Origin of the sequence: Paractinoplanes durhamensis, assembly GCF_016862175.1 — a bacterium.
In the GTDB taxonomy this organism is placed as follows: Bacteria; Actinomycetota; Actinomycetes; order Mycobacteriales; family Micromonosporaceae; genus Actinoplanes; species Actinoplanes durhamensis.
This window is the reverse complement of record NZ_BOML01000040.1, coordinates 147,425-174,279: the sequence shown is the minus strand read 5'-3', so window position 1 is coordinate 174,279 and position 26,855 is coordinate 147,425. Positions and strand designations below refer to the sequence as shown.

Annotated in this window: 26 protein-coding genes, 1 tRNA gene and 1 pseudogene; 10 read left to right on the top strand and 18 right to left on the bottom strand. The window is 70.8% G+C overall.

Features of this window, described 5'->3' with window-relative positions; translation table 11 throughout:
* Nucleotides 1–90 precede the first annotated feature (90 nt).
* Together Adu01nite_RS25875 and Adu01nite_RS25870 are read right to left on the bottom strand one after the other, a co-directional pair.
* The gene (locus tag Adu01nite_RS25875) at nucleotides 91–2,619 is read right to left on the bottom strand and encodes a putative bifunctional diguanylate cyclase/phosphodiesterase (protein WP_203730150.1); all 2,529 of its coding nucleotides are present in this window, start codon (nucleotides 2,617–2,619) and stop codon (nucleotides 91–93) included.
* A gap of 53 nt (nucleotides 2,620–2,672) precedes the next feature.
* Entirely contained in the window at nucleotides 2,673–2,822 is a 150-nt protein-coding gene (locus Adu01nite_RS25870; RefSeq protein WP_203730149.1) for a hypothetical protein, read from the bottom strand.
* A 261-nt stretch (nucleotides 2,823–3,083) separates the two neighbouring features.
* Here Adu01nite_RS25870 and Adu01nite_RS25865 point away from each other — a divergent pair, with 261 nt between their 5' ends.
* Nucleotides 3,084–3,416 carry a hypothetical protein gene (locus tag Adu01nite_RS25865; protein ID WP_203730147.1) on the top strand — a complete coding sequence of 111 codons (333 nt, stop codon included), beginning with the start codon at nucleotides 3,084–3,086 and terminating at the stop codon, nucleotides 3,414–3,416.
* Between the two features lie 34 nt (nucleotides 3,417–3,450).
* Here the strand turns inward: Adu01nite_RS25865 and Adu01nite_RS25860 are convergent, their stop codons facing one another.
* From Adu01nite_RS25860 to Adu01nite_RS25850, 3 genes are read right to left on the bottom strand one after another with little or no spacing between them, the layout of a single operon-like run.
* On the bottom strand, nucleotides 3,451–4,086 hold the full coding sequence (locus Adu01nite_RS25860; RefSeq protein WP_239132705.1) for a LysE family translocator: 636 nt from the start codon (nucleotides 4,084–4,086) through the stop codon (nucleotides 3,451–3,453).
* A 23-nt stretch (nucleotides 4,087–4,109) separates the two neighbouring features.
* A complete protein-coding gene (locus Adu01nite_RS25855; RefSeq protein WP_203730145.1) occupies nucleotides 4,110–4,412 on the bottom strand; it encodes a hypothetical protein in 303 nt (100 codons plus the stop codon).
* A 30-nt stretch (nucleotides 4,413–4,442) separates the two neighbouring features.
* Nucleotides 4,443–4,934 (bottom strand): YajQ family cyclic di-GMP-binding protein, encoded by a 492-nt coding sequence (locus tag Adu01nite_RS25850; RefSeq protein WP_203730143.1) that lies wholly within the window; start codon nucleotides 4,932–4,934, stop codon nucleotides 4,443–4,445.
* Between the two features lie 150 nt (nucleotides 4,935–5,084).
* On the opposite strand from Adu01nite_RS25850, the gene Adu01nite_RS25845 reads away from it, so the two are divergent.
* The 8 genes from Adu01nite_RS25845 (at nucleotide 5,085) to Adu01nite_RS25810 (ending at nucleotide 11,207) form a co-directional block, all read left to right on the top strand.
* A tRNA-Tyr gene (locus tag Adu01nite_RS25845) sits at nucleotides 5,085–5,168 on the top strand.
* A 147-nt stretch (nucleotides 5,169–5,315) separates the two neighbouring features.
* Entirely contained in the window at nucleotides 5,316–6,185 is an 870-nt protein-coding gene (gene htpX / locus Adu01nite_RS25840) for a zinc metalloprotease HtpX (protein WP_203730142.1), read from the top strand.
* 130 nt (nucleotides 6,186–6,315) lie between these two features.
* Nucleotides 6,316–7,575, top strand: coding sequence for an MFS transporter (locus Adu01nite_RS25835; RefSeq protein ID WP_203730140.1), 1,260 nt, complete (start codon nucleotides 6,316–6,318; stop codon nucleotides 7,573–7,575).
* 80 nt (nucleotides 7,576–7,655) lie between these two features.
* Nucleotides 7,656–8,132, top strand: a complete 477-nt coding sequence (locus Adu01nite_RS25830; protein ID WP_203730138.1) for a DUF4396 domain-containing protein — start codon at nucleotides 7,656–7,658, stop codon at nucleotides 8,130–8,132.
* 48 nt (nucleotides 8,133–8,180) lie between these two features.
* On the top strand, nucleotides 8,181–8,633 hold the full coding sequence (locus tag Adu01nite_RS25825) for a DUF1707 SHOCT-like domain-containing protein (protein ID WP_203730136.1): 453 nt from the start codon (nucleotides 8,181–8,183) through the stop codon (nucleotides 8,631–8,633).
* Between the two features lie 49 nt (nucleotides 8,634–8,682).
* Nucleotides 8,683–9,693: an LLM class flavin-dependent oxidoreductase gene (locus Adu01nite_RS25820; protein WP_203730134.1), complete on the top strand. Its 1,011-nt coding sequence runs from the start codon at nucleotides 8,683–8,685 to the stop codon at nucleotides 9,691–9,693.
* A gap of 40 nt (nucleotides 9,694–9,733) precedes the next feature.
* Nucleotides 9,734–10,555, top strand: a complete 822-nt coding sequence (locus Adu01nite_RS25815) for a GNAT family N-acetyltransferase (RefSeq protein WP_203730132.1) — start codon at nucleotides 9,734–9,736, stop codon at nucleotides 10,553–10,555.
* 61 nt (nucleotides 10,556–10,616) lie between these two features.
* Complete coding sequence (locus tag Adu01nite_RS25810) at nucleotides 10,617–11,207, top strand: MOSC domain-containing protein (protein WP_203730300.1); 591 nt, start codon at nucleotides 10,617–10,619, stop codon at nucleotides 11,205–11,207.
* Here Adu01nite_RS25810 and Adu01nite_RS25805 read toward each other — a convergent pair.
* The 12 genes and pseudogenes from Adu01nite_RS25805 to Adu01nite_RS25750 all read right to left on the bottom strand — a co-directional run bounded on the left by Adu01nite_RS25805 (nucleotide 11,200) and on the right by Adu01nite_RS25750 (nucleotide 24,417).
* On the bottom strand, nucleotides 11,200–12,648 hold the full coding sequence (locus Adu01nite_RS25805; protein WP_203730130.1) for an NADH-quinone oxidoreductase subunit N: 1,449 nt from the start codon (nucleotides 12,646–12,648) through the stop codon (nucleotides 11,200–11,202). The two genes, Adu01nite_RS25810 and Adu01nite_RS25805, sit on opposite strands and share 8 nt — an antisense overlap.
* Nucleotides 12,645–14,108: a complex I subunit 4 family protein gene (locus Adu01nite_RS25800; RefSeq protein WP_203730298.1), complete on the bottom strand. Its 1,464-nt coding sequence runs from the start codon at nucleotides 14,106–14,108 to the stop codon at nucleotides 12,645–12,647. Before Adu01nite_RS25800 ends, Adu01nite_RS25805 begins: the two co-directional genes overlap by 4 nt.
* Before the next feature lie 14 nt (nucleotides 14,109–14,122).
* Nucleotides 14,123–16,033, bottom strand: coding sequence for an NADH-quinone oxidoreductase subunit 5 family protein (locus Adu01nite_RS25795; RefSeq protein WP_203730129.1), 1,911 nt, complete (start codon nucleotides 16,031–16,033; stop codon nucleotides 14,123–14,125).
* Nucleotides 16,030–16,404: an NADH-quinone oxidoreductase subunit NuoK gene (gene nuoK, locus Adu01nite_RS25790; RefSeq protein WP_203730127.1), complete on the bottom strand. Its 375-nt coding sequence runs from the start codon at nucleotides 16,402–16,404 to the stop codon at nucleotides 16,030–16,032. Before nuoK ends, Adu01nite_RS25795 begins: the two co-directional genes overlap by 4 nt.
* 428 nt (nucleotides 16,405–16,832) lie before the next feature.
* A pseudogene (locus tag Adu01nite_RS25785) lies at nucleotides 16,833–17,390 on the bottom strand (NADH-quinone oxidoreductase subunit J family protein); the annotation flags it as partial.
* Nucleotides 17,387–18,022: a NuoI/complex I 23 kDa subunit family protein gene (locus Adu01nite_RS25780; RefSeq protein ID WP_203730126.1), complete on the bottom strand. Its 636-nt coding sequence runs from the start codon at nucleotides 18,020–18,022 to the stop codon at nucleotides 17,387–17,389. The gene Adu01nite_RS25780 and the pseudogene Adu01nite_RS25785, both read right to left, overlap by 4 nt.
* 135 nt (nucleotides 18,023–18,157) lie before the next feature.
* A complete protein-coding gene (gene nuoH, locus Adu01nite_RS25775) occupies nucleotides 18,158–19,114 on the bottom strand; it encodes an NADH-quinone oxidoreductase subunit NuoH (RefSeq protein ID WP_203730124.1) in 957 nt (318 codons plus the stop codon).
* Nucleotides 19,114–19,731, bottom strand: coding sequence for an NADH-quinone oxidoreductase subunit C (locus Adu01nite_RS25770; protein WP_203730122.1), 618 nt, complete (start codon nucleotides 19,729–19,731; stop codon nucleotides 19,114–19,116). Before Adu01nite_RS25770 ends, nuoH begins: the two co-directional genes overlap by 1 nt.
* Nucleotides 19,732–19,765: 34 nt before the next feature.
* Nucleotides 19,766–21,061, bottom strand: a complete 1,296-nt coding sequence (locus Adu01nite_RS25765) for a DUF2252 domain-containing protein (protein ID WP_203730120.1) — start codon at nucleotides 21,059–21,061, stop codon at nucleotides 19,766–19,768.
* A 10-nt stretch (nucleotides 21,062–21,071) separates the two neighbouring features.
* Complete coding sequence (locus tag Adu01nite_RS25760) at nucleotides 21,072–21,641, bottom strand: NADH-quinone oxidoreductase subunit B (RefSeq protein WP_203730118.1); 570 nt, start codon at nucleotides 21,639–21,641, stop codon at nucleotides 21,072–21,074.
* A 9-nt stretch (nucleotides 21,642–21,650) separates the two neighbouring features.
* Nucleotides 21,651–23,072, bottom strand: coding sequence for a pyridoxal phosphate-dependent decarboxylase family protein (locus Adu01nite_RS25755; protein WP_203730116.1), 1,422 nt, complete (start codon nucleotides 23,070–23,072; stop codon nucleotides 21,651–21,653).
* 16 nt (nucleotides 23,073–23,088) lie between these two features.
* Nucleotides 23,089–24,417, bottom strand: coding sequence for an MFS transporter (locus tag Adu01nite_RS25750; protein ID WP_203730114.1), 1,329 nt, complete (start codon nucleotides 24,415–24,417; stop codon nucleotides 23,089–23,091).
* Between the two features lie 49 nt (nucleotides 24,418–24,466).
* Here Adu01nite_RS25750 and Adu01nite_RS25745 point away from each other — a divergent pair, with 49 nt between their 5' ends.
* Nucleotides 24,467–25,858, top strand: a complete 1,392-nt coding sequence (locus Adu01nite_RS25745; RefSeq protein WP_203730112.1) for a gamma-glutamyltransferase — start codon at nucleotides 24,467–24,469, stop codon at nucleotides 25,856–25,858.
* Nucleotides 25,859–25,890: 32 nt separating this feature from the next.
* Here the strand turns inward: Adu01nite_RS25745 and Adu01nite_RS25740 are convergent, their stop codons facing one another.
* Nucleotides 25,891–26,823, bottom strand: coding sequence for an NAD-dependent epimerase/dehydratase family protein (locus Adu01nite_RS25740; RefSeq protein ID WP_203730110.1), 933 nt, complete (start codon nucleotides 26,821–26,823; stop codon nucleotides 25,891–25,893).
* Between the last annotated feature and the right edge of the window lie 32 nt (nucleotides 26,824–26,855).

Genomic DNA, 26,855 nt, shown 5'->3' with positions numbered 1-26,855 from the left:
GCGCGATCACTCGCTTGTTGCGCAGGAGTAAGGCTACACGACCCTCGGGCAGGGGTGAAATCGACTCCCCCACTAAGGAAAAACCGCTGCTCAGATAACCGCGCGGAGCCTTCTGACCTCTCCGGTCGGGGTCGATTCCGGCTCGGTCTGGGCGCTGAACCAGGCCTCCAGACGCTCATAGGGAAGAGGGCGGGAGAACAGATAACCCTGGCCTATCTCGCAGCCCATTTCTTCGAGCAGGTCGAGGGTCAGCTCGCTCTCCACCCCCTCGGCCACCACCGTCAGCCCGAATTCGCGGGACAGGCTCACCACGGCCCGCACGATCGCCAGATCGCCCGAGTCGGTGGCCATGCCCTGCACGAAGCTGTCGTCGATCTTCACCTCGTGCACCGGCCACTGCCGCAGATAGGACAGCGACGAGGCACCGGTGCCGAAGTCGTCCACGCTGAGGCGGACGCCCAGATCGCGCAGGCGGTAGAGGGTGGGCAGCACCCGCTCGATGTCGCCGAGCATGCCCGGCTCGGAGATCTCGAAGGTGACCTGGGCGGCGGCCACTCCGGACTGGGTCAGGAGCGCCTCGACCTGGTCGGGGAAGCGGGAGTCGAGCAGGGTGCGCACCGACAGGTTGACCGCGATGGAGAGCGGACGGTCGGCGTCGGCCCACTCCCGGCAGCGCCGCAGGCCCTCGGTGAGCACCCGCTCGGTGAGCTTGGAGAGCTGTCCGGTGTGCTCGGCGACGGCCACGAAGTCTTCCGGGGACACCTCGCCGTGGGTCGGGTGCTGCCAGCGCGCCAGGCACTCCACCCCGACCAGATGGCGGTCGGTGAGCGTGACCTTGGGCTGGAAGTAGACGTCCAGATCGCCGTTGTCGAGGGCCTTGCGCAGGTCGGCCGCGATGCCCAGGCGACGGACCGCGCGGGACTCCAGGGCCGGGTGGAACAGCTGCACCCCGTATGGCAGGACCTTGGCCGCATTCGCGGCCAGCTCGGCCCGCTGCAGCAGCGTCTCCGGGTCGCCACCGTGGTCGGGGTAGACCGCGACACCGACCGCGGTGTCCACGTCGAGCGTCAGCTTCCCCACCGTCATCGGGCCGCGCATCTGCTCGCGCATCCGGGTGGCCAGCTCCACGGTCGCGTCGGTGCTCTCGGCCCGCAGCGTCACCACGAACTCGTCGCCGCCGATCCGGCCGACCAGGGCGCCCGGGCCGGCGATCGCCCGCAGGCGCTCGGCCACCTCGGCGAGCAGCTTGTCGCCGGCGCCGTGGCCCATCGACTCGTTCACGTCGCGCTGCCCGTCGACGTCGAAGAGCAGGACCGCGACGACCTCCTCCTCGGCGCGCACCTTCACCGACTCGGCCAGCGCGTCGGTGATCCGGCGGCGGTTGGGCAGCGCGGTGAGCCGGTCGTGGTAGGCGTCGTAGCGCAGCCGCTCGACCAGGCGGGAGTTTTCCACCGCCACCGCGGCATGCGCCGCGACCGTCTCCAGCACCTGGACGTCGGCGTCGCGGAAGGTCCGGGTCTCGCCGATCCGGTTGATCACCTCGAGGCTGCCGATCGCGGTGCGGCCGGACCGCAGCGGTACCACGACGACATCCTTGACCTTGGCGGCCTGCAGGGCCGGGCGAAGGTCGGTGTCCGAGCCCAGGCGGCGGCCGACCGCGACCGTCTTTCCCTCGGCGATCGAGCGCTCGCGAACCGACGGCGGGGTGGTCGACAGATCGAGCAGGCCCTTGTTTTCCACCCGGGCGGTGAGCAGCACCTCGGGATAGCGGCCCTGCGGCTCCAGCCAGAGCGTCGCGTACTCCGCGCGCATCAGGGCGCGGACCCGGCCGAGCAGCACGTCGGGCAGGCTCGAATCGGTGCCCGCCTCGCGGATCGCCTGGGTGAGCTCGTAGACCTCGGAGAGGGTGCGGTGCTGGCGGAAGAACTCGGCCAGCGAGCGCAGCACCAGAACCAGGGCGGCGGCCAGCACCGTCAGCAGGATGGCCGCCCACCAGGTGGCGTCGAGCGCGACCAGGAAGACCAGGCCGACGACGACGTTGACGCCGGAGAGGAGCATCGGCGCCCAGATCGCGCTCAACACGTCCTGCGCGGCGCGGACGCCCTGCACCACGCCCATCACCGAGGCCAGGCAGACGATCTCGAAGAAGAAGCTGACGGCCATGGCGGCGAAGAGGATCGCCCAGGTGCCGGGGCCGGCCCCGCGGATGTCGGGGAGGGCGGCGATCACCAGCAGTGCCATGGAGGCGCCGGCGGCCGTCTTGGCGACGTTGAACCACATCTTGGTGGCCGGCAGCGAGGCGCGGAGCTGGCAGATGATCATGGCCAGCGTGCCGACGCAGATGACCATCGGTGGCGTCAGGAAATAGAGCGCCAGCACGAACGGGAGCTCAGAGAGGGCGACCTTGAAGACGCTTCGCCCGACCACGAAATTGAGAACGCCGATATCGGCGACCACGTAAAGCACGAGCGCAAGTAGTCCGACGGGCCACGCCGTATACCAATGGGGATAAATCACCCAGAACGAGACGAGACAGATCAGCGCAAAGATCGCCAGAGGGTTGGTGATCAGCCATGCGTACTGGGCAGAGCGACGCCGCACTCTAGGACGCCCAGCCATAATGCTCCCTCGCAGGTCAAGGCGATACCGCAGCGCCGCTCACCGCTCCGCGGTCACTCCCAGGTGATGCTGGAGTCTGCCACCTGAACAGCAGTGGGAGCACCGCTCTGATATTGCGCCCCGGCCGCAGCGCCGACCCCTCCGACGGTCGCGGCGAGGACGAAGACCAAGCCGAGCATGCGGCCCAGCTTCCTTGTGAACATCTTCGGCTCCTGCGGGTCTATAGAAGTGCCCAGTGGGGGGTCACATGATGGTGCCACACCAGGTGTGCGATGGGCAGTGTGCACGAGCGACTCGGCGACCCCCATACCTAAATCCTGACCGAACGGCTGAGGTTAGGCACGGATTTCACCCAGCAAAATTGACGGCTTTACGCCGGATATAAACAAGTAAGTGAGGGCAATTCGTCTCTGCCTCGTCAAGATCACTTGACGTCAAGCGTTCCTGACGATCAAAGTGGGCCTATGACGGCATCACCGGACGAACTGGAGCGACAGCACACCCTCTCGACCGCTACAACGCGGTACGACGAACTGAGGATGCGGGATGCACTGGCCGCAATGGCCGGTGAAGCGGCCGGCAACTCCCCGCCGCTCGGTAAGGATGAGGCGCTGGAAATGCTCGCGCTCAGCGAGGTCGTCATCCGCAAGGCGGGCTACGGCCGACAGTCCATGGTGCGCTCGGCCCGCGGCGCCGGTGCCTCGTGGACCCAGATCGGCACCGCACTGGGCAGCAGCAAGCAGGCCGCCTGGGAATCGCACTCCCGGTGGCTGGAGGAGCAGGGACTGGACTCCTGATCGCCGACGGTCCCGCGAGGACGGTCGGACCACGTCATCGGCTCGACAGGCCCAGCTTCAGGCCGAATCCGAGCAGGACCGCACCGGTGCCGCCGTCGACGGCGGCCCGGACCTTCCGGCGGGCCAGGTGGCCGCGCAGGGCACCGGCACCCAGGATGATCGCGGCGAACCAGAGGATGCCCTCGACGTCGTGCACCAGCGCCAGCAGCAGGCCGACCAGGAGCGGGGACTCGCCGGACGGGATGAACTGCGGCAGCACCGCCACGTAGAAGGCGCCCACCTTGGGGTTGAGCAGGTTGGTGAGGAGACCACGCCCGAAGGTGGACCAGAAGGTCGCGCCATGGGCGGCGTTGTCGAGCACTACGTCCGTTTTGTCATGCTTTATGGCGGCCAAGATCATTTTCGCGCCCAGGTAGATCATGTAGGCGGCGCCGGCCACCCGCAGGATCGTGTAGGCCACCTGGGACGCGGTGAGCAGGGCCGAGACCCCTACCGCGGCGGCCGCACCCCAGGTGAGAGCGCCCGCATTGATGCCGAGCGCGGTGGCGAAGGCCGGCCCGCGGCCCATGGTCACCGCGGCGCGGAGCACGAGAGCGGTGTCCAGCCCCGGCGTGATCGTCAGCAGGGCGCCGAGCACGGCGAATGAAAGAACGGCGTGCGTCAGGTCCACACGCCGTTTCTAGTCGTTACCGGTCACTGCTTCAACTGGCGCCGGTGACCGCGCGGCCGGAACCGGACCACCGCCACCCCGACCAGGGCGACCGCGGCCACGCTGGTCAACACCGTCACCACGGCGACCCGGACGGCCGTGCCCAGCACCACGAGCGCCAGGCCCGCCCCGAACAGCAGGTGATAGAGGCCGGCCTCACGCACGGTGCGGAACGACCGCACGGTGGCATCCGGCGCGCGTCCGGTGATCAGCATCCCGACGCCGAACACCACCAGAGCCAAGCCGGCGACACCGCCGCCGACCATGGTCCAGGTGCTGGTGCTCATCACCCCAGTCTGCCGCCGAACGGCTCCGCGTCAGCGGTAATTGGTGAACTGGAGCGCGACCCCGAAATCCTCGGACTTCAGCAGGGTGATGACGGCCTGCAGGTCGTCCCGCTTCTTGCCGGTCACCCGCAGCTGGTCGCCCTGGATCTGCGCCTGCACGCCCTTCGGGCCCTCGTCGCGGATCTTCTTGCTGATCGCCTTGGCCTTGTCGGACTCGATCCCCTCGACGACCTTGAGGTCGATCTTGTAGGTCTTGCCGGACTGCCGCGGCTCCCCCGCGTCCAGCGACTTCAGCGAGATGTTCCGCTTGACCAGCTTCTCCTTGAACACGTCGAGCGCGGCGACGGCCCGCTCCTCGGTCTCGGACGTGATCGTGAAACTCTCCCCCGACTTGGCGACGACCGTGCCCGTGCCCCGGAAGTCGAAGCGGGTGGCCAGCTCCTTCTCCGCCTGGTTGAACGCGTTGTCGACCTCCTGACTGTCGACCTTGCTCACGATGTCGAAGGACGGGCTGGCTGCCATGATCAGACTCCTGCGGGATGGCGTACGTCGATGTAAGCGGGAGACCGGCGACCCGGCCTCCGACATGCCGACGGTACCCGGTTGCGTACCCGGGCCGCGGTACGGCTATTCTGTTTTCCGCTGCTGCGGGAGACCGCAACAGTGTGCCCAGGCGGGTTGCCCGAGCGGCCAATGGGAGCGGACTGTAAATCCGTCGCGAAAGCTTCAGAGGTTCGAATCCTCTACCCGCCACCAGCACAGAGAACGGCCCCGGAGGCTGCGGAGACGCGCCCGGGGCCGTTTTCGTTTTCCCGGGCGGTTCAGCCAACTCACAGCCAGGGTCGGATGAAAACGCAGGTGAGAGGCGTTCACGTAGGTACGCATCTCACCTAGGAGTGTCAGTTGTCCAGCCATCACAACGGTCTCAAGACGGCCGCCCTGCTCGGCCTGCTCAGTGGGTTGATCCTGGCGATCGGCTACTGGGTCGGCGGCAGCGGCGGCCTCGTGTTCGCCGTGGTCATCTCGTTGGGGATGAACGCGTTCAGCTACTTCTACTCGGACAAGCTCGCGCTGCGGTCCATGCGGGCCCGGCCGGTCAGCGAGGCCGAGTTCCCGGCCCTGCACCAGATGGTGCGGGAGCTGTCGGCGACCGCCGGCCAGCCGATGCCCCGGCTCTACGTGTCGCCGTCCATGCAGCCCAACGCGTTCGCGACCGGGCGTAACCCGCAGCACGCGGCGGTGGCGGTCACCGTCGGGATCACCCAGCTGCTCGACCGGCGGGAGCTGCGGGCCGTCATCGGCCACGAGCTCTCGCACGTCTACAACCGGGACATCCTGATCTCCAGCGTCGCCGCGGCGCTGGCCGGGATCATCACCATGTTCGCCCAGCTGGCGATCTTCCTGCCGCTGGGTGGCTCGGATGACGACGACGGCCCCAACCCGGCCTCGCTGCTGCTCATGCTGATCCTCGGCCCGCTCGCCGCCTCGATCATCCAGCTGGCGATCAGCCGGAACCGGGAGTTCCAGGCGGACGCCTCCGGTGCCGAGCTGACCGGGGACCCGCTCGCGCTCGCCAGTGCGCTCGAGAAGATTCAGTACGGCGCCCAGCGGCTCCCGCTTCCCGCGGACGGGCAGCTGACCAGCTCCGCGCACCTGATGATCGCCAACCCGTTCCGGGGCGGCGGCATCTCGGCGCTGTTCTCCACCCACCCGCCGATGGAGCAGCGCATCGCCCGGCTCCGCCAGCAGGCGGGCGCCATCCAGTACCGATGACCACCCTGAAGGGCCGCCGGTTCGCCGGCGGCCCTTCGCCATGTGTTCCGCATTACCGGCCATGTATTTCCGGGATGTTTCCCGGTTAGGGTCGGAACGCAGGTCGGGTCGTTACACGGGGAGGCGAGACGTGGCCGCGTTGCGTCAGTACGTCGGCGTCTGGCGGCTCCCCGGCGGCCGGGTCCTGCTCAGCGTGGGCATCCTGGCCCGGCTCGGGATCGGGATGACGCCGCTCGCGCTCCTGCTGCTCGTCCAGCAGACCACCGGCAGCTACTCGGCGGCCGGCCTCACCGGCGGGGTCTACGCGATCTCCGGCGCCACCGTCAGCCCGATCGCGGGGCGGCTCGCCGACCGGATCGGGCCGGCCCCGATCCTGCTCGCCACCGCCCTGCTGCACCCGCTCGCGCTCGTCGGCCTGGTGCTGGTGAGCCGCGGCGGCGAGGCGGCCCTGCCATGGATCTTCGTGGCGTCGGCGGTCGCGGGCGCCACCTATCCCCCGCTGACCGCGGCGATCCGGCGCGGCTGGAACAACATGACCGAGGCCGGCTCCGGCCGGCATCATCTGCGCGGCGCCGCGCTGGCCGCCGAGACCTCGCTCTTCGAGCTGGTGTTCGTGCTCGGCCCGATCCTGGTGTCGGCGCTCGTGGTGATCACCCACCGGCCGGCGTCGGCGCTGCTGGCGGCCGCGGTCGCCACCTTCGTCGGCACCGGCTGGATCTCCCGGCTGCCGGTGATGCGGCAGCGGCCCCGGCAGCACAGCGGGCACGCGGCCAAGGGGCTCGGCCCGCTCACCGCGGGCGGCTTCCCGGCCCTGATGATCTGCGTGGTCGCGCTGGGAACGGCGTTCGGCGCCGCGGGCGTCATCGTTCCGGCGTACGCCGGGCAGCACGGCGGCGGGGACGGCCTCGGCGGCGTACTCCTCGGCATCTGGGGTGTGGGCAGCGCGATCGGTGGCATCTGGTTCGGCACCCGGCGGCCCACCATGGCCCTGACCCGGCAGTTCGCCTGGCTGCTCGGGGCGGTCGCGGTCAGCTTCCTGATCCTGACCGCGATGCCGAGCCCGCTCTACCTGGGGATGGCGCTGGTGCTGGGCGGGGTGACCATCGCGCCGGCGCTGACCGTCGGCAACACGCTGGTCGGGCGGCTCGCGCCGGCCGCGATGCTGAACGAGGCGTACACCTGGACCGTGACCGTCTCGGTCGGCGGCAGCGCGGCCGGCGGTGCGGTGGCCGGCGCGATCGTGGACCGGCCGGGCGGGCTGCCGTGGGCGTTCGTCTTCGCCGGCAGCGTGCTGGTGATCGCGGCGCTGGTGGCGGCGGTGCCGAGCGGCTCGATCGCTCGCGCCGACCGCCGGGTGGAGGAGCGCGCGCAACAGCAGCTCGCCGCATAGCTCATCAGCGCCGCAGCGCGTCTGTGTAAGCAGAGCTGGATACTCTTGCTTTTATACCCCCCAGGGGTACCTTGGATGCCATGGAATCTCGGGAGCTCACGCGGGCGGCCATCTCCGCCACGCTGCACTGCCTGACCGGCTGCGCCATCGGGGAGATCCTCGGCATGGTGATCAGCACTGCGCTCGGCTGGCACAACGCCGGCAACATCGCGCTCTCCATCGTGCTGGCCTTCTTCTTCGGCTACACGCTGGCCATCCGGCCGGTGCTCGCGGCCGGGGTCGGCTTCCGGCGGGCGCTCGGCGTCGCGCTGGCCGCCGACACCATCTCGATCGCGGTGATGGAGCTGGTCGACAACGGCAGCCTGCTGGTCATTCCGGGCGCCATGGATGCGGGGCTGGGCGACCTTCTGTTCTGGGGCAGCCTGGTCGCCTCGCTGGCCATCGCGTTCGTGGTCACCGTGCCGGTCAACCGGTGGATGATCGCGCGCGGCAAGGGGCACGCGGTGGCGCACGAATACCACCATGGCAACGCCGAGGCGCACGGGCATCAACACTGAACGTTTCTCGGATAATGTGTCCCCGCATCCATGGGGAGGGAGCGTCCGATGGGGAAAGAAACGCGGGCCGATGTCGAGACGCTTCGGGCGGCCGACGCCGACCGGCAGAAGGTCGCCGATCAGCTGAAGGCCGCGCTCGACGAGGGCCGGTTGTCGCTCCACGAATACGACGACCGGGTGCGCGACGCGTACGGCGCCAAGACGTACCAGGAACTGCTTGTGCTCGTCTCGGACCTGCCGCGGCCCGGTCTCAGCGCAACCGACGTCGCCGCTCGCCGACAGGCGGAGGAGCGCCGCCGAGCGCGACGGCTGCCGGTCGCGCTGCTCGTGCTCTGGACCATCTGGGCCGCGGTCACCGTGGTCAACCTGGTGGTTTTCGGCCTGGTGGTGGCGAGCGTGGACGGCTCGATCTACCCGTGGCCGGTGTGGCTGCTGGTGCCGGGAGCGGCCCTCGGCGCGGTCACCGTGGGCGTGCAGGCGATCCGCAACCAGAAGCACTGACGCCCAGCTCACACCGGCTGCCGGCCGGCGCCGCGTTATGGTCGCCATCATGACGCGCGTCCCGCTTTCCGTGCTCGATCTGGCCACCGTCCGCGAGGGGCACACCAGCGCCGACGCGCTCCGCGGCACCCTGGAAGTTGCCAAGTCCGCCGATGAGCTGGGCTATCACCGGTTCTGGGTGGCCGAGCACCACAACATGCCGGCCGTCGCGTCGACCGCGCCGCCGGTGCTGATCGCCGCGGTGGCCGCGCGCACCAACCGCATCAAGGTCGGTTCCGGTGGCGTGATGCTGCCGAACCACATGCCGTTCGTGGTGGCCGAGCAGTTCGCGATCCTGGAGGCGCTGCACCCGGGCCGGATCGATCTCGGCCTCGGGCGGGCGCCGGGCACCGCTCAGGCGACCGCGGCGGCGCTGCGCGGGGTCTCGCCCTACCTGACCGTCGAGCAGTTCCCGGAGCATCTGCAGACGCTGCTGGCGCTGCTGGGCGACGACCGGATCGAGAACGCCACCGCCGGCCGGCTGCGGGCCACGCCGGCCGCGGAGAGCTTCCCCGAGGTGTGGATGCTCGGGTCCTCGACCTACGGCGCGCAGATCGCGGCCGCGCTGGGGCTGCCGTTCTGCTACGCCTACCACTTCGCGATCAGCTCCGATGTGGAGTCGGCGCTGCGGCTCTACCGGACCGGGTTCAAGCCGTCGCCGCGCTTCCCGGAGCCGCACGCGATGGTCAGCGCGTCGGTGATCGCCGCCGAGACCAGCGAGGAGGCGCTCTACCTGGCCGGGCCTTCGCGGATCATGGCGCTGAGTCTGCGGACCGGGCGGCTCGGGCCGATCATCTCGCCCGAGCAGGCCGCGGCGGTCGAACTGTCCGATCTGGACCGGGCGATGCTCGACTCGCTGCCGGGCACGCAGTACGCGGGGACCGCCGACGAGGTGGTCGCCGACCTGGACGCGCTGGTGGAGCGCACCGGGGCGGACGAGTTGATGCTGGCCGGCACGGTCTACGACCCGGCGACCAGGCAGGACTCGCTGGCTCGGATCGCGAAGGCCTGGGGTCTTTAATCGGGGTGCAATTCCGTCGCTTCGCGGCCAGGATCAGTACATGTCTTGGGAGCTGACCGCGGACCTCGAGGCCTTCGCCTCGGCCGCGGAAGAATTCTTGCGGTCGCGTCCGGTCCAGCACACCGTGTTTCTCACGCTGATCGACACGTTGCGGCGGCGCGGACTTCATGCGTACGGGCCGGGGGAACCGGTTTTCGGCTTTTGGCGTGGGCCGTCGGGCGCTGTGCTCCTGCAGACCCCGCCACACCCGATGATGTTCAGTGCCCTGCCCGCCGGGGCCGTTCCGGCCGCGGTCGAGGCGCTTGCCGACCGGCCGCTGACCGGAGTGAACCTGGTGGCCGACGATATCGACGAGTTCGTGGCCGGCCGCAAGACCGCGGCGACCGTGAAGATGCGCACCCGGCTGTACCTCTTGGACACTCTGGTGCCGCCGGCCGCGCCGGGCGGGCGGTCGCGGACGGCCACCGCCGACGACCGCGATCTGCTGCTGCGCTGGCATGCCGAGTTCTACGACGAGATCGGCGAGGAGCACAGCGGCGACTTCGGGGCGGCCGTCGACGACCGGATCGGGTACGGCGGGGTCGTGCTCTGGGAGGACGACGGACGGCCGGTGTCGATGGCGGTCCGCTCCCGGCTCGGGGCAGGCATGGTCCGGGTGCAGATGGTCTGGACGCCGAAGGAGTTTCGCGGTCGCGGGTATGCGGGAGCGGCCACTACCGTGGCCACCAGGGACGCGCTGGACCTGGGCGCCGCGGCGGTCGTGCTCGTCACCGACCTGGCCAATCCGACAAGTAACGGGCTCTACCAGCGGTTGGGGTATCAGCCCATCGAGGATCGAGTGGTGGTGGAGTTTCGTGAGTGACGGCACGGTGCTTTCGGTGAATGTCGGGGTGCCGCGCGCCAACCCGGCCAAGAAGCTCGCGATGACCGGGATCGACAAGCGGCCGGTCGACCACCCGGTGCAGGTGCGGCGGCCGGGGCCGAAGACGACCGGGCTGCACAGCGGGCTGGTCGGCGACCCGATCGGCGACATCAAGAGCCACGGCGGGGACGATCAGGCGGTCTATGCGTACGCCCGGGAGGACTACGACTGGTGGGAGAAGCAGCTCGACCGGCAGCTGGCCGGCGGCGCCTTCGGGGAAAATCTCACCACGCTCGGGATCGACGTGAACGGCGCGATGATCGGCGAGGTGTGGCGGGTCGGCGAGGAGCTGGAGTTGCAGCCCACGTTCGGCCGCATCCCGTGCGCCACGTTCCAGGCCCGGATGGCGGAGCCGAAGTGGTTGAAGCGGTTCACCAAGGAGAACCGCACCGGCGCCTACCTGCGCATCGTGACGCCCGGCTTCGTGCAGACCGGCGACCCGATCACGGTCGTCCACCGGCCGGACAAGAGCGTGAGCATCGCCGAGGCGTTCCAGGTCTACATGCTCGAACCGGCGCGCCTCGCCCGGCTGCTCGACGCCGAGGCGCTGCCCGACGGCATGCGCGCCGAGGTCGAGCGCCGGATCAGCTGAGCGCGTCGAACAGCAGCTGCGGCGCGAAGCCGATCGCCACCGCCGCGACCGCCGCGGCGATCAGCGCGGCCGCCACCGGGCGGGTCACCGGCAGGCGCGGGTGGGTGACCGCCTCCAGCAGATCCGGGTCGACGATCTGGATGCCGGGTTTGGGCGGCGTCACGTAGAGGTTGGCGCCGACCCGCACGTAGTAGGCCAGGCCGATCACCGCGTTCAGCGCCACGAAACCGGCCAGCCAGCCCCAGCCCTCGGCGAGCAGCGCGTCCACCACGGTGACCTTGGCGAACATGCCGACCAGACCGGGCGGCAGGCCGGCCAGCCCAGCCAGGGCCAGCACCATCGCCGCGCCCAGCCACGGGTGCCGGCGGCCGGCCCCGCGGTAGGCGAGCAGGTCACCGCCGTTCGCGGCGGGCGGCCGCAGCGCGACCACGACGCCGAACGCGAGGAACTCGAGCAGCACGAAGAACACCGCGTAGACGCCGGCCGCCCGCACCCCCGCGGCGCCCAGCGCGAGCGCGGCCAGGATGTAGCCGGCCTGGGCGATCGACGACCAGGCGAGCAGCCGCACCATCCGCTGCTGGCGCAGCGCGACCAGGTTGCCGGTCGTCATGGTGAGCACCGCGAGGGCGGCCACCACCGGCCCGGTGTCCAGCCTGGACACGATCGCGATCAGGGCCAGCACGCCGCCCAGCTTCGAGGCGGTGGACAGGTAGGCGGCCACCGGCAGCGGCGAGCCCTCGTAGGTCGGCGGCGCCCACGCGTGCATCGGGACGGCCGCCACCTTGAAGGCGAAGCCGATCACCAGCAGCGCGGCGCCGGTCTGCGCGACCGGGCCGAGCGGGCCGATCCCGGCGACCAGATGATTGAGGTGGATCACGCCGGTGGCGGCGTAATTGAGGGCCACCCCGAGCAGCGCGATCGCCGTGGACACGACACTGATCAGGAAGAACGTGATCGAGGCGGAGGCGCCCGCGGTGCTGACCTTCTCGCCCGGGCCGAAGCGGCGCAGGCCGACCAGGATGTAGAGCGGCAGGGTCAGTGTCTCCAGCCCGACGATCAGCGAGATCAGGTCGCCGGCGTAGCCGATCACGACGCCGCCGGTCATCGACGCGGCGAGCAGGAAGCAGAACTCGCCGGGCGGGGCCGCGCCGATCCGCAGCGACGGCACCGACAGGGCCAGCACGCCGACGGTGAGCGCCGCGAACATCACGGCCATCACCGCGGCCAGCGGCGTCGGGACCCACGAGCATTCGGCGCCCGCGCAGAACGTCGGCGGGCGGGTGCCGGCCACGATCGCACCGACCGCGGTGGCCACCCCGCCCAGAGCGAGCACGCCGACCGTGATGCCGCGCCGGGCGACGAGCAGATCCATCAGCAGCACCAGGACGGCGGTCCCGGACGCCGCGTAGAGCGGCAGCAGCGTCACGTGGTCGATGGTCATGGGATCAGCGCCTCCACCGGCAGCGACGTCGCGGCCAGCACCAGCGACGGCACCAGGCCCACGGCAAGCGTCAGGGCGACCAGCGGCGACCACGCGAACCATTCGGCGCCGGCGATCGCCGGCGCCACCGGCGTACCCACCGGGCCGTGCGTCACCTTGCGCAGCAACCGCAGGAAGTACGCGGCGGTCAGCGCACCGCCGATCGCGGCCAGCACCGCCAGGATCGTCCAGAGGACACCACCGCGCTCGACCGCGGCGACCACCGCGAACGCCTCACCCCAGAACCCGGCCAGCCCGGGCAACCCGAGCGACGCGATCGCGGCGAACCCGAGCAGGCCGGCCAGCCGGGGCGCGGTCTCCCGCAGGCCACCCAGGTCGGCCAGCTCGCCGGTGTGCGCCCGGTCCTTGATCGCCCCGGCCAGGAAGAACAGCAGGCCGGTGATCAGCCCGTGGGCCACGTTGCCGAGCAGCGCGGCCTGGACGCCGGTGGTGGTCAGGGTGGCGATGCTGAGCAGCACGAAACCCATGTGGCCGACGCTCGAATAGGCGATCAGCCGCTTCAGCTCGGTCTGCCGCAGGCAGATCAGGGCGCCGGCCAGGATCGCGGCCGCGGCCAGGATGCCCAGCAGCGGCGACGCCCACTCGGCGCCGAGCGGGGTCACGCCGAGCCCGACCCGGATCAGGCCGTAGGTGCCCATCTTCAGCAGCACGCCGGCCAGGATCACCGAGCCGACCGTGGGGGCCTGGGTGTGCGCGTCCGGCAGCCAGGTGTGCAGCGGCCAGAGCGGGGCCTTCACCGCGAACGCGACGGCGAACAGGGCGAAGGCGGCGTACTGGGTGCCCTTGGTCAGCCCGGTTCCGCCGGTGAGGGCGACCAGGTCGGCGGTGCCGGCGTGGACGGCCACGGTCAGCACGCCGATCAGCAGGAGCATCGAGCCGAAGAGTGTGTAGAGCACGAACTTGCGGGCCGCGCGGCGCCGGTCCTCGCCACCCCAACCGGCGATCACCGCGTACATCGGCAGCAGGGTGACCTCGAAGAACAGGAAGAACAGGATCAGGTCGAGGGAGAGGAAGGTGCCGAGGATGCCGGCTTCCAAGATCAAGAGCAGGACCAGGAGGGTACGCGGTGAGCCGCCGGCCGGCGCACGCCACATCGTGTACGCGCAGCAGAGCAGGGTGAGCAGCCCGGTCAGCGCGACCAGCGGATAGGACACGCCGTCGACGCCCAGGTGGAAGTCGAGGTGCAGGGCCGGCACCCAGGAGAGATCGACCTCGGCCCAGGGGTGGATGGCCGCCCCTGATCTGATCCCGTCGTCGTCGTCGGCGGCGAACGCCAGCGCGACGATCGGGATCAGGGCCGCGGCGGCGAAGACGGTCGCGATGATCCCGGCGCGCTTGGCCGGAAGCATCGACAGCAGGCCCGCCCCGACGGCCGGCAGAGCCACCGTAGCGACCAGCATCACCTGGTAGGCGTTCACGAGGCGACTCCGAACCAGACGGTCAGCAGCAGGGCGCCGGCGAAGACGATGAGCGCGGCCCAGGGCAGCGCGATCCGGTGCATCTCGGCGACCAGCTCCCCCAGCCAGCTGGTGCCGGTGCCGGTGCCCTCGACCGCGGCGTCGACGACCCGCTCGTCGGTCTTGCGGGCCAGCCGGGCGAGCTGTTTCACCGGGCGGACGACCAGGCGGTTCTGCACGTCGTCGAGGCGGAACCCGGCGGCGAGGAACGGCCGGGCCGGGCCGAGCACCAGGGCCGGGTCGGTGCCCGGCGCCGCCCGCCACCGCCACCAGGCGGAGCCGGCGCCGAGCGCGAGCAGCACGAGCGGCAGCACCACGGCCACGCCCAGGTGCGGGTCCGCCAGCTCAAGAGCCTGTCGGAAGCCGGGGGCGTAGGCGGCCAGGCCGAGCAGCGCGGCCGGGATCGCGAGCAGCAGGATCGGCCAGCGCATCAGGCCGGGTGGGTCGTGCGGGGCGTGCGGCGGGGTGTATTGGGCGTCGTCGAAGCCGACCTCCCAGTCCGGGCCGTCCGGGCCGTGTGCGCGGGAGATGCCGAAGAACGCGCAGAGGAGGAGACGGGTCGCATACCAGGCGGTGATCGCCACCGCGAACAGCGCGGCCACCCACACCAACCAGGCCACCCAGACCGGGGCCGGACCGCTGCCGTCGGTGGCGTGCGCGGCCGCGGCCAGCACGTTCTCCTTCGACCAGAAGCCGGCCAACGGCGGCAGCCCGGCCAGCGCGCCGAGCCCGACCACGAACGACCAGAACGTGATCGGCATGTGCTCGCGCAAGCCGCCCATCCGGGACAGGTAGTTGGTGCCCACCGCGTGGATCACCGCGCCGGCCGCGAGGAACAGCAGCGCCTTGAACGCGGCGTGGGTGAGCAGGTGGAACAGGGCGGCGGCCGGCGAACCCACGGCCAGCGCGCCGGTCATGTAGCCGATCTGGCTGACCGTCGACCAGGCCAGCACCCGTTTCAGATCGTCCTGCGCGGTCGCGCTCAGCGCGCCCAGCAGGATCGTGATCGACGCGGCGACGCCCAGCACGGCCAGCGCGGCCGGCGACTGCGCGTAGAGCGGGTAGAGCCGGAACACCACGTAGACGCCGGCCGCGACCATGGTGGCCGCGTGGATCAGGGCCGAGATCGGGGTCGGGCCGGCCATCGCGTCGGGCAGCCAGGTGTGCAGCGGGAACTGGGCGCTCTTGCCGGCCACCCCGGCCAGCACCAGCAGCAACGCGGCGGTCAGCGTGCCGTGGCCGTAGTCGTGGGTGAGGATCACGCTGATCCGGGTGGTGCCGGCGTCGACCGCCAGCAGCGCGATGCCGAGCAGGAAGCCGACGTCGCCGACCCGGGTGACCACGAACGCCTTCACCGCGGCGGCCGGCGCCTCGGGCAACCGGCGGTCGTGGCCGATCAGCAGGTACGAGCAGGCGCCCATCACCTCCCAGCCGACCAGCATGCCGATCAGGTCGCCGGACGTGACGACCAGCAGCATCGCGCCGGTGAACAGACTGACCTGGGCGGCGTACGGCGCGTAGCGGGGGTCGTCGTGCAGGTAGGCCACCGAGTAGATCTGCACGAACAGGGCGACCACACCGACCGCGAGAGCGATGTAGAGCGCCGCCAGGTCGGCCGAGAAACCGAGCGTGACGTCGATGTCGCCGATGCCGATCCAGTGCGTGTTGGCGGCGAGCGGCATGGTCGCGCCGAGTAGCAGTTCCACGGTCACGGCGAGTGCGACGGCGGCGCCGAAGATGCCGAGACCGGCGGCCAGCCGGCGTGGCGTGTGGTGCTCGTCATCGTCGCCGGGCCGGATCAGCAGACCGGCGAGACCCAGCAGGAGGGGTGCGCCCGGGATCAGCGCACCGAAGGCCGCGGCGGTCACGACGTCACCTGCTTCTCGTGGTCGTGCTCATCCAGCACCACCTCGTCCAGGTTCACGGCCCGGTGCAGGCGGTAGTACTGCAACACGATCGCCAGGCCGACGCCCACCTCGGCGGCGGCCAGCACGATGATGAACAGCGCGAAGATGGCGCCGGACCGCGGCTCCGGCACCGGATAGGCCCAGGCCTCGGGGCGCACGCCGGCCAGCACCGAGCGGACCGTCGCGTCCGCCGCCACCAGGATCAGGTTGACCGCGTTGAGCATCAGCTCGACCGCCATCAGGACCAGGATCGCGTTGCGCCGGCGCAGGACGCCGTAGACGCCGAGGGCGAAGAGCAGAGAGGCGATGACGTACGGGATGACCGCGTGCATCACTGCTCCTTCTCGTCGTCACTCGCCGGGAGTGCCAGGCGGTCCGCGTGACCCTCGATGCCCGATTTGTCCGGCCGGGCGGCGGCCGGCTTGTCCTCGACCAACTCGCCCTCGACGACGTTGCCCTCGATGGCCGGTTGCTGCCGCGCGGGGCGCTCGATCGGCTCCTCGCTCTCCACCACGCTCTCGCCGGGAATGATCCGCGAGTCGATGACCTCGGCCTGGCCCGGCTCGCCGATCTTCGGCCGGGCGTCGTGGGCCTCGAAGATGAGGTTGTGGGCCGCCCGCCGGCGCGGGTCCTCCGGCTCGGGCTCGGGGGCCGGCGCGTTCGCCGCTGCCTCGGCCGCCTCCTGGTCGGCGCGGGCCTGCCGCACCCGGGCCTGCGCGGCGGCCTGGCGGGCGGCGATCCGCTCCAGGCGGGCCACCACCTCGGCCGACTCGTCGACCGGGTCCGGCGGCGGGGCCGGCTCCGGCGCCGACGGGTCGACGCGGGCGCCCAGGTCGGGGCGGGACAGCACGATCGCGCCGATCAGGGCGGCCAGCAGCAGGATCGACAGCACCTCGAACGGCAGCACCCAGGCGCCGAAGACCTGCTCGCCGACCCGCTCGGCGTTGCCGGGCGGGGGCAGCTCGAACTCGGTCCAGCGGAACGCGTCGGCCAGCAGCGCGGTCAGTCCGAAGCCGACACCGGCGCCGATGATCACGGCCGGGGCCTTCGGCCGGTCCAGGTCATCCGACGGGCCGATCGGGGCCCGGGTCAGCATCACCGCGAACAGCAGCAGCACGACCACGGCGCCCACGTAGACCAGCACCTGCACCCAGGCGACCAGCTCGGCGCCCATCACCAGGTAGAGACCGGCGATCGCGCCCAGGCTCACCACCAGGTAGAAGCCGGCCCGGACCAGGTGGCTGCTGGTGACCACGAGCGCGCCGGAACCGACCGCGATCAGACCGAGCGCCAGCAGCAGCGCGTCCGCCACGGTCACTGCGGTTGCTCCGGGGGTTCGGGCTGGGCTTGAGCAGCGCGGTTCGGTCGTTCTGCGGTTGTCGGAGAGGCTCGGCGTACATTCGTCTTCGCCGCAGTTGCCGCCCCCGGACCCGCAGCTTTCCGCGCGGCCGTCGCCTCCTCCTTCGAAGGTTCGCCGAGCACGTCGTGAGCCGGCGGCGGAGGCACCGTGCGCATCCACTCACCCAGCCGATTTTTGTCGTGCAGCAGATCGAGCACGTCGGTCTCGGCGTATTCGAACTCGGGCGTCCAGTGCAGCGCGTCGAACGGGCAGACCTCGATGCAGATGCCGCAGTACATGCAGAGCGAGAAGTCGATGTCGAAGCGGTCGAGGACGTTTCGCTGCCGCGCGCGGGCGGCGCCCGGAACGACGACCTCTTCCTTGTGCGAATCGATGTAGATGCACCAGTCGGGGCATTCGCGCGCGCAGAGCATGCAGACCGTGCAGTTCTCCTCGAGCAGCGCGATCACGCCTCGGCTGCGCGGCGGGAGTTCCGGCTCGACGTCCGGATATTGCCGGGTGGTCGACCGTTTGGTCATCGTCTTGAGGGTGACGGCGAGCCCCTGCACCAGCCCTTTACCCGGCGTGCCCCGCTCCCCGTCATCAGTCACAAACGCACATCCTGCCCCGTCGGGGGTTTTGATGCGAGCACACCCCCGCGGATTGAGGGTTATTCAGGACCTACCTTGAGTTGCAGGCTGCCGTCGGGTGAACGGGATGGTCTCAACCGTCCTGAACAACCCTCACTACGTCGCGATCTTTACCGCGGCGGTCAATACCAACTGAGCCAGCGCCAACGGCACCAGGACCAGCCAGCAGAGACGCTGCAGCTGATCCTCGCGCAGCCGGGGGTAGGTCACCCGCAGCCAGATGATCACGAAGGACAGCGCGAAGATCTTCAGCAGGGTCCACAGCCAGCCGAGTTGGTCGGACAGCGGGCCGTGCCAGCCGCCCAGGAACAGGACCGTGGTCAGGGCGGCGATCACGATGATGCCGACATATTCGGCGAGCAGGAAGAACGCGAAACGCAGCCCGGTGTATTCGGTCATGTAGCCGAAGACCAGCTCCGAATCCGCGATCGGCATGTCGAACGGGGGGCGGCGGATCTCGGCCAGGCCGGCGATGAAGAAGATGATCGCGGCCGGTGCCTGCCAGAGCAGCCACCAGGGCTTCCACGCCTCGACGATGCCGGGCAGGCTCAGCGTGCCGGCCGCCATCGCGACGCTCGCCGCGGCCAGCACCAGCGGCAGTTCGTAGCCGAGCAGCTGGGCCGCGCCGCGCAGGCCGCCGAGCAGGCTGTATTTGTTGGCGCTCGCCCACGCCGACATCAGCACGGCGAGCACGCCCACGCCGAGGACGGCGAGCACGAAGAACAGGCCCACATCCAGCGGCTGGGCGACCAGGTCGGGGCCCAGCGGGATGGCCAGGAGCACCAGCAGGTAGGGGAAGAGCGCGACCAGCGGCGCCAGGCGGAAGACCCGGCGATCGGCGTCGCGCGGGGCGATGTCCTCTTTCTGGACGAACTTCACGCCGTCGGCGACCAGCTGCGCCCAGCCGTGGTAACCGCCCGCATACATCGGGCCGAGGCGCCCCTGCATGTGCGCCATCACCTTGTGCTCGGCCTGGCCGACGATGAGCGGGAGAGTGAGGAAGCCGACCACCACGGCAACCACCCGGATGGTCAGGTCGAGCCAGAGCGGCATTACTTGTCCCCCGCCCGCGGGCCCCACTCGGCCGGATCGGGCACGCCGGGCGGCCGCATCGGGGCCCGCTTGGCCGTGCCCGCCTCCGACTCGCCCGGCTCCTTCGCGCCCGGCCAGGCCTTGGCGACCCGGGCGGCCAGGACGAACTCCTTGCGCAGCGGGTGGCCCTCGAAACCGGGCGGCAGCAGCAGCGGCTTCAGGTCGGGGTGGCGGGCGAAGGTGATCCCGAACATCTCGAACGTCTCGCGCTCGTGCCAGGTGGCGCCGGGGAACAGCTCGACCACCGACTCGACCACCGGGTCCTCCCGAGGGACCCGGGTGCGCAGCAGCAGCGAGTGCTTGCGGCGAGTCGAGTAGAGGTGGCAGAGGACGGAGAAGCCCTCCTCCAGCTCGTCGACGGCGGACAGCCAGTCGAAGAAGTCGCAGCCCAGCGCGCCGTTGTGCTTCGCCGTGCCGATCGCCTCCCACCAGCGGGCGACCGGCACGTCGACGACGGCGCGCTCGTGGCCGGGGCCGCCACCGGAGACGGACGCGGTCGCGTCCTCCATGTCCGGGGCGTCCGGCTGGTAGTCCGCCATGAGCGTGACCAGGCGTTCGCCGACCTCTTCGGGCGTCATGGCGTCATCCTATGGTTTTCCGGCCTTTTCCCGATCAGAGGCCGGGCAGCCGTCCGTTGCGGAACAGGTCGACGAAGTCCTGGTGGTCCTCGCGGGCCTGGTCGCCGTAGCGGTGGGCGAACTCGACCAGGTGCTCGACGAAGCCCTTCTCGTCCTTGTCGACGGCCGCGGCGATGGCCTCCTCGGTGGAGAAGTCGACCAGATCGTGGCTGGACTCGTCGTCGGCGACCGAATGCATCCGGGCGACCGCGCGGCCCAGGTCGGTGATCACGCCGAGCAGCTCGTCGGGCTCGTTGACGTCGGCCCAGTCGAGGTCGGCGGCATACGGTGAGACCTCCGCGACCAGCTGGCCGATGCCGTTGAGCGTGGTGTAGCCGACCCACGGGTCGGCGTGCGCCTGCAGGGCGTGCTGCGACTCGGCGGTGCGGTGGCCCTGGTGCTTGAAGTGCGCCTTCACCCGGTCGTCGTCGATCCACCGGGCCACGGCCGGCACCTGCGCCTGCTTCATGTAGATGATCACGTCATTCTCCAGGGCCTGGGTGTGGCCCTCGAGCAGCATGTTGTAGGACGGCAGGCCGGCCGAGCCGATGCCCACGCCCTTGCGCAGCTTGATGTCCTTGATGGTGGTGGACACCGGGCGGCTCGCCTCGGGCAGGGTGCCCAGATAGTCGGTGAACGCGGCCTCCACCAGCGACGAGGTCACCTCGTCGACCTCGTAGACGCCGTCGCCCAGCGAGAACCGGCGCTCGTAGTCATCGATCGTGGTCTGGCCGGCGAGCAGGTCGACCCGGGTGTTGAGGCGTGCCTCCTGCAGCACGCGGCGCAGCACGCCGTCCGCCGTGTCGAGGGTGATCGAGCCGATCGCGTCGTCGCCGCCGGCCGCGATCGCCCGCAGCTCGATCAGGTAGGACTGGGCGAACGCCCGGACCAGCGTGCTGATGTTGTCGTCGGAGAGCGCCTTCGAATAGCCGATCAGGGCGAGGCTGGCGGCGAAGCGCTTGAGGTCCCAGGAGAAGGGCCCGACATACGCCTCGTCGAAGTCGTTGACGTTGAAGACCAGGACGCCGGACGAATTCATGTAGGTGCCGAAATTCTCCGCGTGCAGGTCGCCGTGGATCCACACCCGGCTGGTCCGCGCGTCGAGGAAGCTGTCGTCCTGGAACGCACTCGTCAGGTCGGCGTAGAAGAGCGAGGCGCTGCCCCGGTAGAAGGCGAACGGCGACGCCGCCATCTTGCGGAACTTGCGGCGGAAGGCGGCCGGATCGAGCGCCATCAGCTCGCCGAATTCCCTGGTGAGAACGTCGATGATGAAATCCGCGCGAGGGCTCATAACGCGCAGACTAGTCGGCGGCGACCATCGGCGGAGTGACCATCGGGGCAGTCAGAGAGGAAGCGTCGCGCGGCCGGCTTCCGATGGCGGCCAGTGGATCGGGGCGCGACACTCCGCCGGGCCCGGACTGCTCGGCCGCGATCTTCTCCTGGAGGCGCAGGATGCCGTGCAGCAACGCCTCCGGGCGGGGCGGGCAGCCGGGCACGTAGACGTCGACCGGGATGAGCTGGTCGACGCCCTTGGTCACCGAATAGGAATCCCAGTAGGGGCCGCCGCAATTGGAGCAGGAGCCGAACGAGATCACGTATTTCGGCTCGGGCATCTGGTCGTAGAGCCGCTTGATGGCCGGGGCCATCTTGTCGGTGACCGTGCCGGAGACGACCATGAGGTCGGCCTGGCGGGGGCCGTGCGCGAACGGGATCACCCCGAGGCGCATGAAGTCGTGCCGGCTCATGCTGGACGCGATGAACTCGATCGCGCAGCACGCCAGCCCGAAGTTGAACACCCAGAGCGAATAGCGCCTCCCCCAGTTCAGAACGAACCGGATGGGCTCCCCGAGCACTCCTGGCAGACCGGCCACGTCGTCAACCTACTCTGTGGTCTTCGCCGGACGCTGCAGCAGGCTGAGGAAGCTGGTCAGCAGCGCCTCGCGCACGGCCGGCGGGACGGTGTCGAGCAGCGAGTTGACCGCGGCCATCCGGCTGAAGTCGCCGCCGCCCAGGCCGAGGCCCTCGGCCAGGCCGGCCACCAGGTCCGGCGTGATCATCTCGGGAGTGAGGCCGGTCAGGTCGAGCACCGGTGCCGGGCCGCGCTCTCGGGTCGCGGCCACGGCGGCGGCCAGGTCGGCGGCGAACTCCTTGGCGGTGGGCGCGATCGCCGCCGTCACGGTCAGGTGAATCGTGGCGGGCAGGTCGCCGAACGACATCTGCGGCTGCGTGTGCCAGCCGCGGGCGGCCAGCTCGTCGGCCAGCACGAACGGATCTTCCGCGGTCAGGCACACCACGCTGGTCTCCGGCGGGGCGAAGAGGCTGACCCCGTCGGTCTCGGTGACCGCCGCGGCCAGGACCCCGACCGCCTCCCGGGTGCTGCGGGCCAGCTCCAGGTAGCCGGCGTCGCCGATGTGGCGCATCGTGGCCAGCGCACCGGCGATCGGGCCGCCGGAGCGGGTGGAGGACACGATCGGGTTGATCATCGTGTAGCCCGGCCAGCCGGCGAACGCGAAGTATTGCGGGCGGCGCAGCTCCTCGGTGCGGTGCAGCAGGACCGAGACACCCTTCGGGGCGTAGGCGTATTTGTGCAGGTCGACCGAGATGCTGGTGACGCCGGGAACGGACAGGTCGAACGGCGGCAGGTCGGCCCCGAGCCGGCGAAGGTAGGGCAGGACCCAGCCACCGAAGCAGGCGTCCACGTGGAAGCGCACGCCGCGCTCGGCGGCGATCGCGGCCAGCTGCGGGATCGGATCGACCACGCCGTGCGCGTAGGACGGCGCGGACGCCACCACCAGCACCGTGTCGGCGGTGATCGCGGCGGCCATGGCGGCCGGGTCGGCGCGCAGGTCGGCGCCGACCGGCACCACGTCGAGCGCCACCCGCAGGTAGTGCGCGGCCTTGGCGAACGCGGCGTGCGCGGTGGACGGGATCACCAGGCGCGGGGTGGCCGGCTCGGGACGGCTGTCGCGGGCCGCCTTGACCGCCAGGATCAGCGACTCGGTGCCGCCGCTGGTGACGCTGCCGACCGTCTCCTGGTCGCCGCCCAGCAGCCGGGCCGCGGCGCCGACCAGCGCGTTCTCCATCGCCAGCAGCGACGGAAAGGCGGTCGGGTCGAGGCCGTTGACGTGCGCCGAGATCGCGTAGGCAGCCTGGGCCAGCTCGTCGAGGCCGTCGAGGGCGGGGTCGTAGACGTAGGCGAACAGGCGGCCACCGTGCGTGGGCAGGTCGGCCCGGCGGAGCTCACGCAGCTCGTCGAGGATCTGCGCACCGGGGACGCCCTGCTCGGGCAACGCTTCGAACATGAGTTGACGGTAGTCGCTACCGCTCGACGTCCCGGTAGGCGCCCAGCAGCAGGACCGCGGCGCCGACCAGCACGGCGGGCACCGCGGTGAAGCCGAGCAGCACGCCGAGCCGGGCGGTGCCGTCCTGGGTGGCGGCCTCCCCGGTCGACGACGAGACATAGCCGAAGAGCTGGAGGATCAAGGCGTAGATGCCGGGGCCGAGGGCCAGCCCGAGAGTCTCCCCCGCCGTCCACAGCCCGGTGAAGACACCGGCCTGGCGGCGGCCGGTCCGCGCGGTGTCGTAGGCGATGCAGTCGGGCAGCATCGACAGGGAGAAGACCTGCTGACCGGCGTAGCCACAGCCGATCAGGGCCACCACCAGATAGACCGCCACCGGCGGCAGCGTGGTGGCGGTCAGCAGGATCAGCGCGCCGGCCGCGAAGAGCAGCGAACCGGCGATCAGCGAGCGGAGCTTGCCGAAGCGGGCGCCCACCCGGCTCCACAACGGCATGACCAGCAACGCCGGGCCGACGAAGGCGGCGAAGAGGAAGGTGGCGCCGGAGTCGGTCTCGACCACGTGGTCGGCGAAGTACTGCACTCCGGCCAGCATCGTGCCGATGCCGACGGCCTGCAGGATCCAGCAGAGCAGCAGCGCGCGGAAGGGACGGTTGGCGGCGGCGATGCGCAGCTGGCTACGCAGGTTCGGCTCGGATTCGCCGGCGGCGCGGGTCTCGGCCGAGCGGGTGCCGAAGTAGACGCCGAGCGTGCCCAGGACGATCAGGACACCGACGAAGATGCCGGACCACCGGTGGCCGACCAGGCCACCACCGGTCCGGTCGACGACGAGCGGGGCCAGCGCCCCGGAGACCAGGATGGCCAGCGCCAGCACGGCGACCCGCCAGGTCATCAGGCGGGTGCGCTCGGCGTACCCGTCGGTCAGCTCGGCCGGCATCGCGACGTAGGGCACCTGGAAGAACGCGTAGGCGGTGGCGGCGGCCAGGAAGGCGATCGCGACGTAGGCGCCGGCCCCGGCGCCGCTGCCGACGGGACCGGCGAAGATGGCCGCGAACAGCACGGCGAGCACCAGGCCGGCGACCAGCAGGAAGGAACGCCGGTCGCCGCGACGGTCGGAGACCCGGCCGGCGATCGGATTGACCAGCACGTCCCAGGCCTTCGGTAGCAGGACCAGCAGACCGGCCACCCCCGCCGCAACACCTAACGTATCGGTCAGATAGGGCAGCAGGAGCAAACCCGGCACGGTGCCGAAGGCACCCGTGACCAGCGAACCCAGGGAGTAACCGGCCAGCACGCGGCGAGGCAACTGCTCGGCCGGTTGTACTTCCGGAGAGGGACCGGTGGTCGTCATGGTCGCGCATGCTAACCACGATCTTGCCGCGGCGCCTACGCTTCGCCAGATGAAAAGCGTTCCGGCCGGCGTCGCTGCCAGCCACCCGGCGACCGCACAGGCCGGCCTGCAGATCCTGCAGGACGGCGGAACGGCGGCGGACGCGGCGGTGGCGGCCGTCCTGGCCACCTGCGTGACCGAGACGATCTTCACCGGGCTGGGCGGTGGCGGGTTCGCCACCTACTTCGAGGTGGCCACCGGCGAGGTCACCTGCCTCGACTTCTTCGTGGCGGCGCCCGGCCTGGACGGCGACGCCGAACCCGGGCCGATGATCTCGGTGGACGTGTTCTTCGGCGGCCTGCCGCAGGTCTACTCGATCGGCGGGGCGAGCGCGGCGGTGCCCGGGGTGCCGGCCGGCTGCGGCGAGGTGCACCGGCGGTGGGGGCGGTTGCCCTGGGCCGAGCTGGTGGCGCCCGCGTTGACGCTGGCCAAGACCGGGGTGCCGACCCCGGAGGCGCACGCCCGCACGCTCGACTCGTGCGCGCCCGCGCTGGCCTACGGCGAGGGCGCCGCGATCTACACCCCGAACGGGAAGCGGCTGCAGGGCGGTGACCTGCTCTTCCACCCCGGCCTGGCGACCGCGCTCGACGCTCTCGCGGTGGCCGGCCCGTCGATCTTCTACACCGGCGACTTCGCCCCGGTCATCGTCGACGCGGTGCGCGGCGCGGGCGGTTCACTCGGTCCGCGCGACCTCGCCGCGTACGCGGTGCTCGAGACGCACGTCGATCGGGCCACCCTCGGCGACTACCAGGTGCGGGCCCGGCACGATCTGAACCGGGTGGTCGACACGATCGGGGCGCTGCCCGCCGACCTGTCCCGGCCCGCTCGGGCGGTCGGGCTGGCCGGGGCGCTGCGCGACCAGGGGCGGCAGCGGGTCGGCGACACCACCAACGTGTCGGTGGTGGATGCCGAGGGGAACGCCTGCGTGATCACCACGACGCTGGGGCTCGGCTCCGGGGTGTGGCTGCCCGGGCTGGGCATCAACCTCAACTCGATGCTCGGCGAGGGTGAGCTGATCACCGACGACCTCGCGCCGGGTGGCCGGATGCCGTCCAACATGTGCCCGCTCGTGGTGATCGACCCGGACGGGCGGCTGGCGGTGGCGGCCGGCTCGGCCGGTGCGTCGCGGATCCGCACGGCCCTGATCGACACGCTGCTCGGGGTGCTGGCCGACGACCTCGACATGGCCACGGCCATCGGCCGGTCGCGCTTCCACGTGGTCGGCGACACCGTGCACGCCGAGGGCGGCTACCCCGGTGACGAGCTGGCGGCGCTGGCCGAGGCCGGCTGGAAGATCGAGCAGTGGTCCGGCCTCAATCACTACTTCGGCGGGGTCACCGCGGTCGGCCAGGCCGGCGCGGCGGGTGATCCCCGCCGGGCCGGCGTCGGCCTGCTTCTCTAGTTCATCCGGCTTCTCTAGTTCATCCGGCTTCTCTAGTTCATCCGGCGGGCGGCCACGTTCTGGGCGTCGGCGGCGGTCTCCCGCAGCGGGACGGCCAGGTCGGTGGGCTTGAGGCCGAAGGTGTCCTCGGTCAGCCGGCTGTCCAGGTGGAACGGTGCGTAGAACTGGTAGTCCATCTCGGCCAGCTCACGGGCCATCGGGACGACCAGGCCGGCGGTGCGCATCACGAACCGCGGCATCTTGCGGATCTTCACCCGGGGCCGGCCGGTCAGCGCGGTGTAGCGGTCGGCCAGCTCGCGGATGGTGATGGCGGGCTGGGTCGGGGCGTGCCAGGCCTTGCCGTAAGCCCGCTCGTCGCGCGCCAGGGTGACCATGGTGCGGGCCATGTCGCCGGTGTAGGTGAAGCTGTGCGGCAGGTCGGGGTTGCCGGGGGCCCACGCCGTACGCCCGCTTTGGATGGCCGGCAGCAGCACCGAGCTGAACACGCCGATCGCGCCGGCGCCGACGTAGTCGGAGCCGCGCACCTCGACCGTGCGCACCCCGCTGTCGAGCGCGTCGCGCCACATCTTGATCCGGACCTTGCCCTTGCGGCCGACCGCGGCCAGCGGCGTGTTCTCGGTCATCCGGCCGCCGGGCTGCGGGCCGTAGCCGTAGAGGTTCCCGGTGATCACGTAGACCGCGCCGGCCGCCTTGGCCGCGGCGATCATCGCGTCGTTCATCGGGAACCAGAGGCGCTCCCACTCGGTGTACTTCGGGTTCGCGCAGTTGTAGACGGTCTCGGCGCCGGCCGACAGCTCGGTCAGCCGGCGGGCGTCGGAGGCGTCCGCGGCGACCCGTTCCAGGCCCGGCAGGTCGGGGCCACTTCCGCTGCGGGTGATCATCCGGACGCTTTCGCCCTGGTCGACGAGGAGCCGAGCGATGGCGGAGCCGATCGGGCCGGAGCCGATGATGACGTGGTTCGACATAGCTGTTCTCCTTAGCGAGCAGTGCTCTCTGT

Bases quoted from the DNA above. Each gene is read 5' to 3' on its own strand.
- Adu01nite_RS25875 (WP_203730150.1), bottom strand. From the start codon at position 2,619: ATGGCTGGGCGTCCTAGAGTGCGGCGTCGCTCTGCCCAGTACGCATGG.
- Adu01nite_RS25870 (WP_203730149.1), bottom strand. From the start codon at position 2,822: ATGTTCACAAGGAAGCTGGGCCGCATGCTCGGCTTGGTCTTCGTCCTC.
- Adu01nite_RS25865 (WP_203730147.1), top strand. From the start codon at position 3,084: ATGACGGCATCACCGGACGAACTGGAGCGACAGCACACCCTCTCGACC.
- Adu01nite_RS25855 (WP_203730145.1), bottom strand. From the start codon at position 4,412: ATGAGCACCAGCACCTGGACCATGGTCGGCGGCGGTGTCGCCGGCTTG.
- Adu01nite_RS25850 (WP_203730143.1), bottom strand. From the start codon at position 4,934: ATGGCAGCCAGCCCGTCCTTCGACATCGTGAGCAAGGTCGACAGTCAG.
- Adu01nite_RS25830 (WP_203730138.1), top strand. From the start codon at position 7,656: ATGGAATCTCGGGAGCTCACGCGGGCGGCCATCTCCGCCACGCTGCAC.
- Adu01nite_RS25825 (WP_203730136.1), top strand. From the start codon at position 8,181: ATGGGGAAAGAAACGCGGGCCGATGTCGAGACGCTTCGGGCGGCCGAC.
- Adu01nite_RS25820 (WP_203730134.1), top strand. From the start codon at position 8,683: ATGACGCGCGTCCCGCTTTCCGTGCTCGATCTGGCCACCGTCCGCGAG.
- Adu01nite_RS25815 (WP_203730132.1), top strand. From the start codon at position 9,734: ATGTCTTGGGAGCTGACCGCGGACCTCGAGGCCTTCGCCTCGGCCGCG.
- Adu01nite_RS25810 (WP_203730300.1), top strand. From the start codon at position 10,617: ATGACCGGGATCGACAAGCGGCCGGTCGACCACCCGGTGCAGGTGCGG.
- Adu01nite_RS25805 (WP_203730130.1), bottom strand. From the start codon at position 12,648: ATGACCATCGACCACGTGACGCTGCTGCCGCTCTACGCGGCGTCCGGG.
- Adu01nite_RS25800 (WP_203730298.1), bottom strand. From the start codon at position 14,108: ATGCTGGTCGCTACGGTGGCTCTGCCGGCCGTCGGGGCGGGCCTGCTG.
- nuoK (WP_203730127.1), bottom strand. From the start codon at position 16,404: ATGCACGCGGTCATCCCGTACGTCATCGCCTCTCTGCTCTTCGCCCTC.
- nuoH (WP_203730124.1), bottom strand. From the start codon at position 19,114: ATGCCGCTCTGGCTCGACCTGACCATCCGGGTGGTTGCCGTGGTGGTC.
- Adu01nite_RS25770 (WP_203730122.1), bottom strand. From the start codon at position 19,731: ATGACGCCCGAAGAGGTCGGCGAACGCCTGGTCACGCTCATGGCGGAC.
- Adu01nite_RS25765 (WP_203730120.1), bottom strand. From the start codon at position 21,061: ATGAGCCCTCGCGCGGATTTCATCATCGACGTTCTCACCAGGGAATTC.
- Adu01nite_RS25755 (WP_203730116.1), bottom strand. From the start codon at position 23,072: ATGTTCGAAGCGTTGCCCGAGCAGGGCGTCCCCGGTGCGCAGATCCTC.
- Adu01nite_RS25750 (WP_203730114.1), bottom strand. From the start codon at position 24,417: ATGACGACCACCGGTCCCTCTCCGGAAGTACAACCGGCCGAGCAGTTG.
- Adu01nite_RS25745 (WP_203730112.1), top strand. From the start codon at position 24,467: ATGAAAAGCGTTCCGGCCGGCGTCGCTGCCAGCCACCCGGCGACCGCA.
- Adu01nite_RS25740 (WP_203730110.1), bottom strand. From the start codon at position 26,823: ATGTCGAACCACGTCATCATCGGCTCCGGCCCGATCGGCTCCGCCATC.